Below are 13,502 nucleotides of genomic sequence, written 5' to 3' on the forward strand. Positions count from 1 at the left end.
GGTCAACGAACAAGCGGTGTCGCGCACGCCTGCGTGACACCGCTTTGCGTTGCCCGTTCGTTCCCGTCAGTTGTAGATGTCGAACGAGAAATACTTCTTCGCGATCCGCTGGTACGTCCCGTCCTGGATCAGGCTCGCGAGCGCCTGGTTGATCTGCGTGCGCAGCGCGTCGTCATCCTTGCGCACGCCGATCGCCGAACCCACGCCGAGCGTCTTCGGGTCATGCAGCGGCGGCCCCGCGAATTCGAAGTTCACGCCCTTCGCGGTTTTCAGGAAACCGAGGTCGGCCTGCACCGACGATTGCAGCGACGCATCGAGCCGCCCCGACAGCAGGTCCTGGTAGACGAGATCCTGCGTCTGGTACGTGCGGACGATCACGCCCTTCGGCTCCCAGTACGTCCGTGCATAGGTTTCCTGCGTCGAACCCTGCTCGACGCCGACGCTCTTGCCCTGCAGCGATTCGGGTGTCGGCTGCAGGTTCGAGCCGCGCCGCGCGACGAGCCGGGGCGGCACGTTGTCGATCTTGTCCGTGAACGCGATCTGCGCGAGGCGCTTCTCGGTCACGCTCATCGACGACAGCACGCCGTCGAACTTGCGCGCCTTCAGCGCGGGGATCATCCCGTCGAACGCGTTCTCGACCCACACGCAGCGCACCTTCATCCGTTCGCAGATCGCATTGCCGAGATCGATGTCGAAGCCGACGAGCTTGCCGTCGGGCGCGAGCGATTCGAACGGCGCATAGCTGGGGTCGACGCCGAGGCGCAGCACCGCCGGGTCTTTCGCGGCGGCGGCGCCGGCCGTCAGCGCGAGCGCCACGGCCAGGACGAGCTTTTTCATGTCTGTCTCCAATACCGATTGTGGGTGTTTGTTTTGAAGCGAACCAGCGGCCGTGGGGCGTGACTGCCCGCGCCCGGCCATGCGCGGGCGGCTGGACGTTGCGCCGGCAGCGGCCGGCGAAACGTCCGGATTCGAGGGGGCGTTAGCGGGCGGCGCCGGTGATGCGCACCATGCCGTGCCGGTAGCCGGCGGGCGCGAACGCGGCGTTCAGCGCGGCCATCGCGGCGATCACGCCGAGATGCATCCACCACGCGATCGCGAAGCCGCCGCCCGCGTCGCGCAGCCAGCCGATCAGCCAGGGGCTCGCCGCGACGGTCAGGAAGCCGATGCCCTGCACGAACGCGGCGAGCGCGCCGGCGAGCCGCGCGTCGGGCAGGTGGTCGAGCGTGACGATCAGGCTCATCGAGAAGAAGCCGCCGAGACCGAGGCCGACGCTCGCGACCCAGAGCCACGGCGCGAGCGCGGGCAGCGCGGCGAACCCGATGAAGCCGGCCGCCTGCAGTGCGAGCGTGAGCCACAGCACGGCGCGCCGGTCGGGCGAGCGTTTTGCGAGCATCGGCATCGCGAGCGCGCCGGTTGCCTGGAACAGCGCCATCCACGCGAGCAGGTTGCCGCTCGCTTGCGGATCCATGCCGATGCCGCGGTAGAACGCGGGCAGCCATGCGACGAGGCTGGCGTAGCCGCTGTTGCTGAGCCCGAAGAACAGCGCGAGCTGCCATGCGCGCGGAACGCGGATGAACGCGGTGAGCGGAGCCGCTACGGCCGTCGCGCGCACGGCGTCGCGCGGCGCCTTCGCCCGCCACAGCGCGAGCGTGACGAGCGCGGGCACGGCCCACACGGCGAGCGCGAGATGCCAGCCGCCCTGCGCGGCGAGCCACGGGCTCGCGACCGCGCCGAACGCGCCGCCGCCGACCAGCGCGGCCGAGTAGAGGCCCATCGCGAGCGGCAGCCGGTCGACGAACCAGCGTTTCGCGAGGCCGGGCACGAGCGCCTGGATCACGGCGACGCCGGCGCCCGCGACGATCGCGGTGCCGATCAGGCCGGCGCTGCCGCCGGTCCACAGGCGCGCCGTGCAGCCTGCCGCGATCAGCGCCAGCGCGACGCTCAGCGCGCGCCGCTCGCCCACGCGCCGCGCGAGCCCGACGCCGACCCCGGCGACGACACCCATCAGCACGAACGGCAGCGTGGTCAGCAGCGCGGCCGCGCGAAAGCCGAGGCCCGTGTCGGCGCGCACGACGTCGAGCACGGGGCCGAACGCGGTCAGGAACGGACGCAGGTTGAGGCCGGCCAGCACCAGCAGCGCGAGCGCGCCATAGGACACGGACGCCACATGCGGGCGGTGGACGGCTTGCGCGGTGCCGGGGTCGGACATCGGGATGCTCCAGGGAGGGGGCGGTGGCCCTGTGATGCGATGCCGAAAGGGTAAGCGCGCGCTACGCCAGGTGAAAATTAAATATTCGACTGGGAATCAGTGCGGAATGCGATGGGGTAGAGCGGGGCGACGGGGCCGGATGAGGTGACCGGCGATACGGCGTGAAAGCTCATTCATCGGATGAAACGCGCACCGTCATGCGACGGGCATCTGCTCGGCCAGCGCTTGCGCGCGCGCGGCCACCAGCGACCGGACGAGCGCGCGATCGGCTGCCGTTTCCGGCGTAAAGATCACGAGCGTCTGGTCGGGCCGGCCGCTCACCGCGAACGCCGAGTATTCGAGCGCGATGCGCCCGACGGCCGGATGGTGGATCTCCTTGGTCCCTTCTTCGTGCGAGCGGACATCGTGGTCGCGCCACAGCGCGTCGAACTCCGCGCTCGCCGCGCGCATCTCGTCGACGAATGCCTGGACGGCCTGCGTCGCACCGCCGCGCGCGACGTCGGCGCGAAACGCGCCCACCGCGAACCGCGCGACGCGTTCCCAGTTCGCCTGCACGCCGCGCACGTGCGGATCGACGAAGATGAGCCGCAGGATGTTGCGCCGTTGCGGCGACAGCGTCGTGTAGTCGGTCAGCGTCGCGGCTGCCGCGTCGTTCCATGCGACGACGTCCCACGTCGCCGAGCGCACGATCGCCGGGCTCGCGTCGAGCGAATCGAGCACATGCTGCACGCGCGGCGACACATGGTCGGCTGCGTGATAGCGCACTTCCGGCAGGTGGCCGACGCCGATCAGGAACAGGTGCTCGCGCTCGGCGTCGTTCAGCAGCAGCGCGCGGGCGAGCCGGTCGAGCACGTCGGCCGACGGCGCCCCGCCGCGCCCCTGTTCGAGCCACGTGTACCACGCGGTGCTCACGTGCGCGCGCTCGGCGACTTCCTCGCGCCGCAGGCCCGGCGTGCGGCGCCGCGTGGCCGGCAGGCCGAGCGCGGCCGGGTCGAGTTTCTCGCGGCGGGCCCGAAGGTAGGCGCCGAGCAGGTTGTCGGGGGCGTCAGCCATAGCCTGTTAGTTCGTTTACCGGTAAACCGTCACGACTTCACCGTGCACGGCGATCGACAGATAGTAAGCCTCCCTGCCATCTGGAGGTGTTGAACATGCGTGTCTTTGTTACTGGAGCGTCGGGCTTCGTCGGTGCGGCCGTCGTGGCCGAACTCATGGCTGCCGGGCACTCGGTGCTCGGCCTCGCGCGGTCCGATGCGGCCGCGTCGTCGGTCGCGGCGGCCGGCGCCGATGTCCACCGCGGGTCGCTGGAGGATCTCGACAGCCTCACGCGCGGCGCCGAAGCCGCCGATGCGGTGATCCATACGGGATTCAATCACGACTTCTCGCGCTTCGCGCAGAACTGCGAGCTCGATCGCCGCGCGATCGAGACGATCGGTGCGGCGCTCGCGGGCTCGGCGCGGCCGCTGGTCGTCACGTCGGGCCTCGCGCTCGTCGCGCCGGGGCGCGCGGCGACGGAGGACGATCCGCACGTGCCGGTGTCGTCGACTTACCCGCGTGCGTCCGAAGCGACCGCGGTCGCGCTGGAAGCGCGCGGCGTGCACGCGTCGGTCGTGCGCCTGCCGCCGTCCGTGCACGGCGACGGCGATCACGCTTTCGTGCCGCGCCTGATTGCGTTCGCGCGGGAGAAGGGCGCGTCGGCCTACATCGGCGAAGGCGACAACCGCTGGCCGGCCGTGCACCGGCTCGACGCGGCGCGCGTCTATCGGCTCGCGATCGAACGCGGCGCACCCGGCGCGCGCTATCACGCGGTCGACGATACCGGCGTGCGGTTCAGGGACATCGCGGAAGTGATCGGCCGGCGGCTGAACGTGCCGGTCGTCGCGAAGACGGCGGCGGAAGCCGGCGAACACTTCGGCTGGTTCGCGATGTTCGCGGGGATGGATGCGCCGGCCACGAGCGAGCGCACGCGTGCATCGCTCGACTGGGCGCCGACGCAGCCGGGGTTGCTGGCCGATATCGACCGGCCGCGGTATTTCGAAAGCTGAACGGGGGGCGGGCCTGCCCGCTGTTGACAGACAAGCGGCCCGCCCGCCTCGCATCGTTCAGACCGTGACGACGATCTTCCCGACCTGCGCACCGGCCTCCATGTACCGATGCGCTTCCACGATGTCGTCGAACGCGAACGTGCGATCGATCAGCGGCTTCAGCGCGCCGCCCGCCATCCGTCATTCGACCGGATGCAGATCCTGCAGCAGCGTCGGCACGAGCTCCGACACGGTCGGGTGGATATGCATCGCACGGCTGATCGTCGTGTACGGCGCGCCGGCGGCCATCACGTCGAGCATCCCGTGCACGACTTCGTCTCCCGTCACGCCGAGGATCGACGCGCCGAGGATCGCGTGGCTGTCCGCGTCGACGATCACCTTCATGAAGCCCAGGCTCTCGCCTTTTTCCACTGCGCGGCCGACGCGCGTCATCGGGCGCGTGCCGACGAGCAGCCGGCGGCCGGTCTGCTTCGCTTGCGCGAGCGTCATGCCGATGCGGCCGAGCGGCGGATCGACGTACAGCGCGTACGCCGCGATGCGATCGGACACCTTGCGCGGATCGTTGTCGAGCAGGTTGGCCGCGACGATCTCGTAGTCGTTGTACGCGGTGTGCGTGAACGCGCCGCGCCCGTTGCAGTCGCCGAGCGCCCAGATGCCGGGCACGTTCGTGCGCAATTGTTCGTCGACCTCGATGTAGCCGCGCGCGTCGGTCGAGACGCCCGCGCGTTCGAGCCCGAGATCGTCGGTGTTCGGCACGCGTCCGACCGCGAGCAGCAGGTGCGAGCCCGCGACCTCGCGGCCGCCGCCCGCGCAGTCGAGGCCGACCGCGATGCCGCTGCCGTCGCGCCGCGCGCTCAGGCAGGTCGCGTCGAGCTGCACGTCGATCCCTTCGTTTTCGAGAATCTCGCGCACTGCCTGCGACACGTCTTCGTCCTCGCGCCGGATCAGGCGCGAACCCTGCTCGACGATCGTGACCTTCGAGCCGAAGCGGCGATACATCTGGCCGAACTCGAGCCCGATGTAGCTGCCGCCGACGATCACGAGATGCTCGGGCAGGAAGTCGACGTCCATCATCGTCGAATTGGTCAGGTAGGGCACCGTGTCGAGGCCCGGCATGGCCGGCACCTGCGCGCGCCCGCCGACGTTGATGAAGATGCGTTCCGCTTCGAGCACGTCGTCGCCCACGCGCACCGTGTTGGCCTGCTCGAAGCGGGCGTGACCCTGAAACACGGTCGTGTTCGCGAGGCCGCGCACCCATTGCTCGACGCCGTGGTTCGAGCGGCCGGAGATCTGGTCCTTGCGCGCCTTCACGGCTTTCATGTCGACGGTGACGGGGCCGCCGACCGACACGCCGTATTCACCGGCGCGGCGCGCGAGCTGCGCGGCGTAGGCGCTTGCGATCAGCGTCTTGGTCGGGATGCAGCCGGTGTTCACGCAGGTGCCGCCGAAGCGGCCGCGCTCGATGATCGCGACCTTCATCCCGGCGGCGGACAGCCGCGCGGCGAGTGGCGGCCCGGCTTGACCGGTGCCGATGACGATCGCGTCGAAGTGTTGCGTCATGTCGTCCTCCAGTGCGGGTGCAGCGAGGGACCGTAGGCGGGCGAGCCGCGTGCGAGGCCGGCGCAGGGTCGCGCGACGGCAAGCGCTCATGGTAGTCCTGTTGGCGAGCGCTCGCGAGCGCGGGAGAGGCTGGGCGTGACGGTATCCGGCCGTACCCGCGCCGGACAGGCCGCGTCAGTCCTTGCGTTTCCATTGACCGAACGACACCGGCCGGTGCGGATCGGCGCGCGTGACGGTGACGTGGTCGGGCTGGTCGTCGAGCGGAAACGATTCGGTGACGATCCGGTTCGAGAACAGCCACCCGTGCGTGCGCGGGTCGTAGCGGAACGTCACGTAGTCGCTCCAGTGCTGCCCGCACGCGACGAAGTTCTGCACGGTGAAATAGTGGCCCTTGATCGCGAAGCCGTTGTCGGCGGCGTCTTCGGGATCGAACGGATCGCACTGACCGCCTTCGTTCGCGCGCAGCACGACCTGGTCGTTGCGCGCGACGAGCCGGAATGCGTGATCCGGTTGTTCCTCGAAGATCAGCAGCGGACGCGGCGACGGCTGCTCGCGCATATCGACCGCCCGATGCACGACGACGAGCAAGCTGTGCCGCCCGTTGTCGAGATCCGGCCCGGCATGCGCGAGCAGCGGCTGGTAGCCGGGCGGCAACTGCGCCGCGACCGATTTCGGCAGGTCGCCGGCGCGGACATTGAACGAAAGCGCGGCGAGCAGCGGGAGGAGCACGAACGGCAAGCGGGAAACGCGCATCACGGGGTATCCGGTCGAAAGGAGAAAAGAGGTGCCGATGGCGTGGATGTTACAAATCCCGCCCGAGAAACTCGGTGCCCGGCACCGGGTTGAACGCGACGGGCGGCGCGGGCGTGAAGCCGAGCGACGCGTACAGTTTCCTGGCAGCGACGAATTCGGGCAGCACGTCGAGGCACATGCGCGCATAGCCGGCCGCCTTCGCGTCGTGCAGCAGCCGTTCGACGAGCCGGCGGCCGACGTTCAGCCCGCGCGCGTCGGGGCGTACATAGACGCGCTTCATCTCGCACGTCGTCGCGTCGATCTCGCGAAACGCCGCGCAGCCCACCGCGCGCTCGCCTTGCCACGCGAGCAGCAGCTGCCCCCGCGGCGCCGCGTACTTGCCGGGCAGTGCGGCGATTTCGGGCTCGTAGTCCTGGAATTCGAGGCTGACGGTCGGGCTCGCGATGTACTCGCGGAAGATCGCCTCGACGGCACGGGCGTCGTCGGGATAGCGGGCGGCGCGAATCTCGATCATGGGGGCGGCGCGAATCACGGGAAAGAGGGCCAGCATAGCAGCGCAAAGCCGCTTTCGGCCATGCGCGAAGCATGCCAGAATCAGCGGCTCGACCCTCGGACACGACACGCAGGCGCTGGCGATCCGGCGTCGCTCACCAAGGAGACTTCGATGACTGCATCGGCTGCCGTACTCGCCATCCTGGCCGCGCTGTTTCTCGGCGCGATGATTCCGGGCCCGAGCTTCGTGCTGGTTGCCCGCAATTCGATCGGGCTGTCGCGCCGCGACGGGCTCGCGACCGCGCTCGGCATGGGCATCGGCGGCATCGTGTTCGGTGGCGTCGCGCTGGCCGGGCTCTATACGCTGCTGCAGGCCGTCGAATGGCTGTACGTGGGCCTCAAGGTGGCGGGCGGCGCGTACCTGATCTACATGGCGTCGAAGATCTGGCGCGGCGCCGACCGGCTGATCGCGATGGACGATCCGCAGGCGATGGCCGGCGGCAGCGCGCGCAAGTCGTTCTGGACGGGCCTCACGACCCAGCTCAGCAACCCGAAGACGGCGATCTGGTACGGCAGCATCTTCGCGGCGCTGCTCCCGCAGCATCCGCCGCTGTGGTGCTATCTGGCGCTGCCGCCGCTCGTGTTCGGCGTCGAGTTCGGCTGGTACACGATCGTCGCGCTGTGCTTTTCCACGCGCCGGCCGCGCGAGCTCTACCTGCGCGCGAAGAAGTGGGTCGACCGCATCGCCGCCGGCGCGATCACGCTGCTCGGGCTGCGACTGATCCTGAATGCGCCGAAAGCGGGCATCTGACCGCATCTAACCGCTTCCATTCCCGATCTGCATCGCACGGCGGCCGGCCATTCCCGTGGCCGGCTGCCGGCGCGCGCCGCGCGAACGCGCATCGACGTCAGCATCACGCTTCGCTGAACCGCGCCAGCAGCGCCGCGAACCGCGTGTCGTCCGGAAATGCCTTCACTTCATACCGCACCGGGCGATGCCCGGTGGCCGTCATCAGGTCGCCGCACGTGTGCAGCAGCTCCGCCATCGGCACGTAGGCGGATTGCCCCGTCGAGCCGCGATGGAGCGCGACGATATCCGTCTCCGGCAGCAGGGAAGGCACGCCGTCGCTCCATACGCTGACGCTGAACAGGCTGCCGTCCTGGCGTTTGTACACCGAGTAGGTCGCCACGAAGAGGTCGGTGCCGTCGCGCTCGTGCACGTCGTTGAGCAGCATCCGCTGATCCTGGTAGTCGCCCGCGAGCTCGCCGATGCGCAGCGCATGCAGCTTCGCTTCGAGCCCTGCCGGCACGAAGCGCCGCCAGGCGGCGCCGTCCCAGCGCAGCATCAGCGGCGGCAGCGGGCGCGGCTGCGCCTGCGCCTGTTCGGCGAGGTCGACCATGGCGGCGAGCCCGGCCGGGTTGCGGTCGCCGGTGAGCAGCAGCACCGCGCGGTTCGGCGCCATCACGACCGGCGCACCGGCGATCGGCTGCCGGTGGAGCAGGTCGGTCAGCAGCAGCCGCGCCGCGTCGTACGAGTCGTCGAATTGCGACAGGAATACCCCGTTCGGCAGCGCGGCCCACGGCGTCGACGATGCGGCCCGCAGGTTGTCGATCGCGATGTCGCAGGCTTTGTCGAACGAGACGCCCCATCGGTCGAGCGTCGCGGTCGGCAGGCGCGCGATGTCGAGCTCGCCGTCGTACGCGATGCCGATTTCGATGTTCTCGCACAGCGGCCGGAACGCCAGCTCCGTGATGCCGAACTGCCCGGCCGTTTGCAGCGCCGTCACGCAGCGCTCGGTCGCGCTGCGGATCACGGGGCGCAGCTTCGCGCGCGCGGCGGCGAAATCCGTCGGGATCTCGTGCTGCATCATCGCGTTCGCCTGACGCTTCAGCACGGTGTCCCGCTCGGACGGCTTCGCGGCCGCGTAGTCGTGGAACAGGTTGTGCAGGTTGATGATGTTCGACGGCACATCCGACTGGACGAGGCAGCCCTTCTCGTCCTCGTGGCGCCAGGTGCGTGTGTCGCCCGATGCGCGCAGCGTGGCGATCAGGCGTTCGGCGAAGGCCTGCGGGGTCGGCGGTTTGCCGAAACGGTCGCGCAGGCGCGAGACGAGATTGGCAAGCATCGTGTGCGGTCGGGCCGGGCCCGTCTGTTGTCATCGTGGGTCGGTGGCGCCTGCTCTCACAGGCGCCGCCCGCGGCCGGCACGCGTGGCTCGGCGGGTGCTTTGATGGTAGTGCAACGTGGCCGGTATCGTCGGACGATATTTGCGATGGGCGATGGGCGATGGGCGATGGGCGATGGGCGATGGGCGACGGGCGACGGGCGACGGGCGACGGGCGAGGGCGAGGGCGAGGGCGAGGGCAAGGGCAAGGGCAAGGGCAAGGGCAAGGGCAAGGGCAAGGGCAAGGGCAAGGGCAAGGGCAAGGGCAAGGGCAAGGGCGCGGTGGAACCGTCGCCGCAGCCGCCCCCGGTCGCCCGCCGAGCCTTGCGCGGCGGGCGTTCGCGTGTGTCGCCCGCCGCGCCGATCGGCGCCGCTTCCCCGATTCTGGCGGCCGACCGCCCGGCGACGTGTAAACTGCTGCCTTTTTTGACGGTTTGCAGCATGGTGCAAGCACCTCCGCGCCCGGCGCTGAGCGGCCCGGCGCTCGTCCGGCTGCTCGCGCGCCTGGCCGATGCCGACGTCGCGGAATCCCGGCAGACGCTGTCCGACCGGCTGAGCCAGTGGCTCGGCTGGACCGACGCGATCACGCTGTCGTCCGCACTGAACGCGAGCCCGCCCGGCGTCGCGGCCGGCGTGCGCGGCTACGACGCGGAGCGCGACTGCGCGCGCGTGCGCCACGAGCTCGCGCAGGCGATCACGGCCACCAACCGGCCGCGTGCGCGGCGCCGGCCCGGCGATCCGCCGCCGCCGGCCGCCGACACGGCCGATTTCGCGGACTTCCGTCAGCGTTATCTGACCCTGCAGCAGGACATGGAAACGGCGATCGGTCAGTTGCGTGGCCGCCTGCGGGTCGCGGTCGCCGCGCGCTCGTCCGGGATGGCGCGGCTCGCGACGCTCGACGCGATCATGGAGCGCGTGCTCGGCGCGCGCGAGCGCAGCCTGCTGTCGGCCATCCCCGCGCTGCTCGGCACCCGTTTCGGGCGGCTGCGCGACGCGGAGCGGCAGGCGCTGGCCGACGCCGAATCCGCGGCCGCGGCCGCAGCCGCAGCTGATCCGGCCGACGACGCCGCGGTGGTAGCCGACGCCACGGCCGTCGCGGCAATCGTGCCCGGCGCATGGCTCGATACGTTTCGCGACGAGATGCAAAGCATCCTGCTTGCCGAACTCGAAGTCCGGTTTCAAACGGTAGACGGGCTGCTCGCGGCCCTTCGCACCAGCTAATCAACACGCTATGTCCAGAATTCGCCTTGATCTCGTTGTCTTCGTCGCCGGTCTGCTCGCTGTGGGCTGGATCGGCGTCGGCTATGTCGCGTCGAACCCGCTGGCGTCGGCCGTCACGCTGCTGATCGCCGCGTGCTACGTCGCCGGCGCATGGGAACTGCTGCGCTACCGGCAGGCCACCGCCACGCTGTCGCGCGCGGTCGCCGGCCTGACCGAGCCGCCCGCGAAGCTCGACACGTGGCTCGACACGCTGCACCCGGGCCTGCGCGGCGCCGTGCGCGCGCGGGTCGAAGGCGCGCGCGTCGCGCTGCCGGGCCCGTCGCTCACGCCTTACTTGGTCGGCCTGCTCGTGCTGCTCGGCATGCTCGGCACGCTGCTCGGGATGGTCGTCACGCTGAAGGGCACCGGCGCCGCGCTCGAAAGCGCGACCGATCTCGACGCGATCCGCGCGTCGCTGATCGCGCCGGTGAAGGGCCTCGGGTTCGCATTCGGCACGTCGATCGCCGGCGTCGCGACCTCCGCGATGCTCGGGCTGCTGTCCGCACTGGTGCGCCGCGAGCGGATCGACGCGGCCCAGCAGCTCGACGCGAAGATCGCGACGACGCTGCGCGTGCATTCGTCCGCGCACCAGCGCGACGAATCGTTCCGGCTGCTGCAGCGCCAGGCCGACGTGATGCCGGCGCTGGTCGACCGGCTGCAGACGATGATGACGACGCTCGAGGCGCGCAGCGTCGCGCTGCACGATCGCCAGATCGAAAGCCAGCAGGCGTTTTTCGACCGCACCGAGCGCGCGTATGCGGGCCTCGCGTCGAATGTCGGCGACGCGCTGAAGGAAAGCGCCGCCGAAAGCGCGCGCGTGGCCGGTGCCGCGCTGCAGCCGGTCGTCGCAGCGACGATGACTGGGCTCGCGCAGGAGATGGCCGCGCTGCGCGATACCGTGACGGGCGCCGTGCAGCGTCAGCTCGACGGGCTGACGGACGGCTTCGAGAAGACCACCGGCAACGTGACGGCCGTCTGGAACCGCGCGCTCGACGAACAGCGCCGCGCGGGCGATGCCGTCGCGCAGCAGCTGCAGACGACGCTCGGCCAGTTCACCGATACATTCTCGCAGCGTTCGACGGCGCTGCTCGACGGCGTGGCGACGCGCCTCGAATCGACTGAAAGCCGCCTGTCGGAAGCATGGCGCGATGCGCTGTCGCGCCAGGAGCAGGTCGGCGAGACGCTGGCCGGCCAGCATGCGCGCGCGCTGGGCGAGGCCGCCGCGACGTTCGAACGCCATTCGGGCGCGACGCTTGCCGCGATGCGCGAGTCGCACGCGGGGCTGCAGACGCAACTGGCCGCACGCGACGAGGAACGTCTCGCCGCGTGGAACGATTCGCTCGCCGCGATGGCCGCGAAGCTCGGCGACGAATGGCAGCGTGCCGGCGCGCACAGCGCAGGCCGCCAGCAGGAAATCTGTGACGCACTGGCGCAAACGACGCGCGATCTCGCGACACAGGCATCGACGTTCGAGCAACGTTCGAGCGAGTTGCTGTCGACGATCCGCGATTCGCATACAGGCCTGCAGACGCAACTGGCCGCACGCGATGAAGAACGTCTGTCCGCATGGAACGATTCGCTGGCCGCGATGGCCGCGAAGCTCGGCGACGAATGGCAGCGCGCCGGCGTGCATAGTGCGGGCCGTCAGCAGGAAATCTGCGACGCACTGGCGCAAACGACGCGCGATCTCACCACGCAGGCTTCGACGTTCGAACAACGCTCGAACGCGTTGCTGTCGACGATCCGCGATTCGCACACGGGCCTGCAGACGCAGCTGGCTGCACGCGACGAGGAACGCCTCGCTGCATGGAACAACTCGCTGGCCGCGATGGCCGCGAAACTGGGTGACGAATGGCAGCGCGCAGGCGTGCACAGCGCAGGCCGCCAGCAGGAAATCTGCGACGCACTGGCGCAAACGACGCGCGATCTGACCGCACAGGCTTCGACGTTCGAACAACGCTCGAACGAGCTGCTGTCGACGATCCGCGATTCGCATACGGGCCTGCAGACGCAGCTCGCGGCACGCGACGAGGAACGCCTCGCTGCATGGAACGACTCGCTGGCCGCGATGGCTGCGAAGCTCGGCGACGAATGGCAGCGCGCAGGCGTGCACAGTGCGGGCCGTCAGCAGGAAATCTGCGACGCACTCGCACAAACGACGCGCGATCTCACGGCACAGGCTTCGACGTTCGAACAACGCTCGAACGAACTGCTGTCGACGATCCGCGATTCGCATGCCGGCCTGCAGACACAACTGGCCGCACGCGACGAACAGCGCCTCGCGGCATGGAACGACTCGCTCGTCGCGATGGCCGCCGCGCTGCGCGACGAATGGGCGCAGACGAGCGCACAGGCCGCGACGCGCCAGCAGGACATCTGCGACACACTGGCCCGCACCGCGAACGACATCACCGCGCAGGCACAGGTGCATGCGAGCGACACGATCAACGAGATCGCGCGTCTCGTGCAGGCTGCCTCGGAGGCGCCGAAGGCCGCGGCCGACGTCGTCGCCGAGCTGCGCCAGCGCCTGTCCGACAGCCTGGTGCACGACACCGCGATGCTCGAGGAACGCAGCCGCCTGCTCGCGACACTCGAAACGCTGCTCGGCGCGGTCAACCACGCGTCGACCGAACAGCGCACCGCGATCGACGCGCTCGTCAGCACGTCGGCCGACCTGCTCGACCGCGTCGGTGCGCGCTTCAACGACACCGTCGATGCCGAGACGCGCAAGCTAGACTCGGTGGCCGCACAGGTCACGGCGGGCGCCGTCGAGGTCGCGAGCCTCGGCGACGCGTTCGGGATGGCCGTGCAGGTATTCGGCGAGTCGAACGACAAGCTGCTGACCCATCTGCAGCGCATCGAGGCCGCGCTCGAGAAGTCGCTCGCGCGCAGCGACGAGCAGCTCGAGTACTACGTCGCACAGGCGCGCGAGGTGATCGACCTGAGCATGATGTCGCAGAAGCAGATCGTCGAAGACCTGCAGCAGCTCGCCGGCCGGCGGGCGAGCGTCGGAGCGTAACGC

At 70.0% G+C, this 13,502-nt stretch carries 11 protein-coding genes and 1 pseudogene; 4 read left to right on the forward strand and 8 right to left on the reverse strand.

Annotation, left to right across the window (positions count from 1 at the left end; translation table 11 throughout):
- Nucleotides 1-66: 66 nt before the first annotated feature.
- From QZM35_RS01615 to QZM35_RS01625, 3 genes are all read right to left on the reverse strand, one after another.
- Nucleotides 67-837 carry an ABC transporter substrate-binding protein gene (locus QZM35_RS01615; RefSeq protein ID WP_089428202.1) on the reverse strand — a complete coding sequence of 257 codons (771 nt, stop codon included), beginning with the start codon at nt 835-837 and terminating at the stop codon, nt 67-69.
- Nucleotides 838-979: 142 nt separating this feature from the next.
- Nucleotides 980-2,209, reverse strand: coding sequence for a cyanate transporter (locus QZM35_RS01620; protein ID WP_089428201.1), 1,230 nt, complete (start codon nt 2,207-2,209; stop codon nt 980-982).
- Nucleotides 2,210-2,404: 195 nt separating this feature from the next.
- Nucleotides 2,405-3,262, reverse strand: coding sequence for a helix-turn-helix transcriptional regulator (locus QZM35_RS01625; protein ID WP_089428200.1), 858 nt, complete (start codon nt 3,260-3,262; stop codon nt 2,405-2,407).
- A 95-nt stretch (nt 3,263-3,357) separates the two neighbouring features.
- Between QZM35_RS01625 and QZM35_RS01630 the strand changes: the two genes are divergently transcribed.
- Nucleotides 3,358-4,251: an SDR family oxidoreductase gene (locus QZM35_RS01630; RefSeq protein WP_089429166.1), complete on the forward strand. Its 894-nt coding sequence runs from the start codon at nt 3,358-3,360 to the stop codon at nt 4,249-4,251.
- Nucleotides 4,252-4,308: 57 nt separating this feature from the next.
- Here the strand turns inward: QZM35_RS01630 and QZM35_RS01635 are convergent.
- From QZM35_RS01635 to QZM35_RS01650, 4 genes and pseudogenes are all read right to left on the reverse strand, one after another.
- A pseudogene (locus QZM35_RS01635) lies at nt 4,309-4,428 on the reverse strand (zinc-binding dehydrogenase); the annotation flags it as partial.
- 3 nt (nt 4,429-4,431) lie between these two features.
- On the reverse strand, nt 4,432-5,811 hold the full coding sequence (locus QZM35_RS01640) for an FAD-containing oxidoreductase (RefSeq protein ID WP_089428199.1): 1,380 nt from the start codon (nt 5,809-5,811) through the stop codon (nt 4,432-4,434).
- 174 nt (nt 5,812-5,985) lie between these two features.
- A complete protein-coding gene (locus QZM35_RS01645; RefSeq protein WP_089428198.1) occupies nt 5,986-6,564 on the reverse strand; it encodes a hypothetical protein in 579 nt (192 codons plus the stop codon).
- A 49-nt stretch (nt 6,565-6,613) separates the two neighbouring features.
- Nucleotides 6,614-7,078, reverse strand: coding sequence for a GNAT family N-acetyltransferase (locus QZM35_RS01650; RefSeq protein ID WP_089432230.1), 465 nt, complete (start codon nt 7,076-7,078; stop codon nt 6,614-6,616).
- A 150-nt stretch (nt 7,079-7,228) separates the two neighbouring features.
- Between QZM35_RS01650 and QZM35_RS01655 the strand changes: the two genes are divergently transcribed.
- Nucleotides 7,229-7,867, forward strand: a complete 639-nt coding sequence (locus QZM35_RS01655; RefSeq protein ID WP_301775277.1) for a LysE family translocator — start codon at nt 7,229-7,231, stop codon at nt 7,865-7,867.
- 103 nt (nt 7,868-7,970) lie between these two features.
- Here QZM35_RS01655 and QZM35_RS01660 read toward each other — a convergent pair whose 3' ends face one another.
- Nucleotides 7,971-9,182 (reverse strand): hypothetical protein, encoded by a 1,212-nt coding sequence (locus QZM35_RS01660; protein WP_089428196.1) that lies wholly within the window; start codon nt 9,180-9,182, stop codon nt 7,971-7,973.
- Between the two features lie 479 nt (nt 9,183-9,661).
- Between QZM35_RS01660 and QZM35_RS01665 the strand changes: the two genes are divergently transcribed.
- A complete protein-coding gene (locus QZM35_RS01665) occupies nt 9,662-10,441 on the forward strand; it encodes a DUF3348 domain-containing protein (protein WP_089428194.1) in 780 nt (259 codons plus the stop codon).
- Nucleotides 10,442-10,451: 10 nt separating this feature from the next.
- Entirely contained in the window at nt 10,452-13,499 is a 3,048-nt protein-coding gene (locus tag QZM35_RS01670) for a DUF802 domain-containing protein (RefSeq protein ID WP_089428193.1), read from the forward strand.
- Nucleotides 13,500-13,502 lie beyond the last annotated feature (3 nt).

The sequence above is a fragment of the Burkholderia sp. AU45274 genome (genome assembly GCF_030482505.1).
Lineage (GTDB): Bacteria > Pseudomonadota > Gammaproteobacteria > Burkholderiales > Burkholderiaceae > Burkholderia.

What these genes read in the sequence shown, in the direction of transcription:
- QZM35_RS01615 (WP_089428202.1), bottom strand. Translation starts at nt 837, where the DNA reads ATGAAAAAGCTCGTCCTGGCCGTGGCGCTCGCGCTGACGGCCGGCGCC.
- QZM35_RS01620 (WP_089428201.1), bottom strand. Translation starts at nt 2,209, where the DNA reads ATGTCCGACCCCGGCACCGCGCAAGCCGTCCACCGCCCGCATGTGGCG.
- QZM35_RS01625 (WP_089428200.1), bottom strand. Translation starts at nt 3,262, where the DNA reads ATGGCTGACGCCCCCGACAACCTGCTCGGCGCCTACCTTCGGGCCCGC.
- QZM35_RS01630 (WP_089429166.1), top strand. Translation starts at nt 3,358, where the DNA reads ATGCGTGTCTTTGTTACTGGAGCGTCGGGCTTCGTCGGTGCGGCCGTC.
- QZM35_RS01640 (WP_089428199.1), bottom strand. Translation starts at nt 5,811, where the DNA reads ATGACGCAACACTTCGACGCGATCGTCATCGGCACCGGTCAAGCCGGG.
- QZM35_RS01645 (WP_089428198.1), bottom strand. Translation starts at nt 6,564, where the DNA reads ATGCGCGTTTCCCGCTTGCCGTTCGTGCTCCTCCCGCTGCTCGCCGCG.
- QZM35_RS01650 (WP_089432230.1), bottom strand. Translation starts at nt 7,078, where the DNA reads ATGATCGAGATTCGCGCCGCCCGCTATCCCGACGACGCCCGTGCCGTC.
- QZM35_RS01655 (WP_301775277.1), top strand. Translation starts at nt 7,229, where the DNA reads ATGACTGCATCGGCTGCCGTACTCGCCATCCTGGCCGCGCTGTTTCTC.
- QZM35_RS01660 (WP_089428196.1), bottom strand. Translation starts at nt 9,182, where the DNA reads ATGCTTGCCAATCTCGTCTCGCGCCTGCGCGACCGTTTCGGCAAACCG.
- QZM35_RS01665 (WP_089428194.1), top strand. Translation starts at nt 9,662, where the DNA reads ATGGTGCAAGCACCTCCGCGCCCGGCGCTGAGCGGCCCGGCGCTCGTC.
- QZM35_RS01670 (WP_089428193.1), top strand. Translation starts at nt 10,452, where the DNA reads ATGTCCAGAATTCGCCTTGATCTCGTTGTCTTCGTCGCCGGTCTGCTC.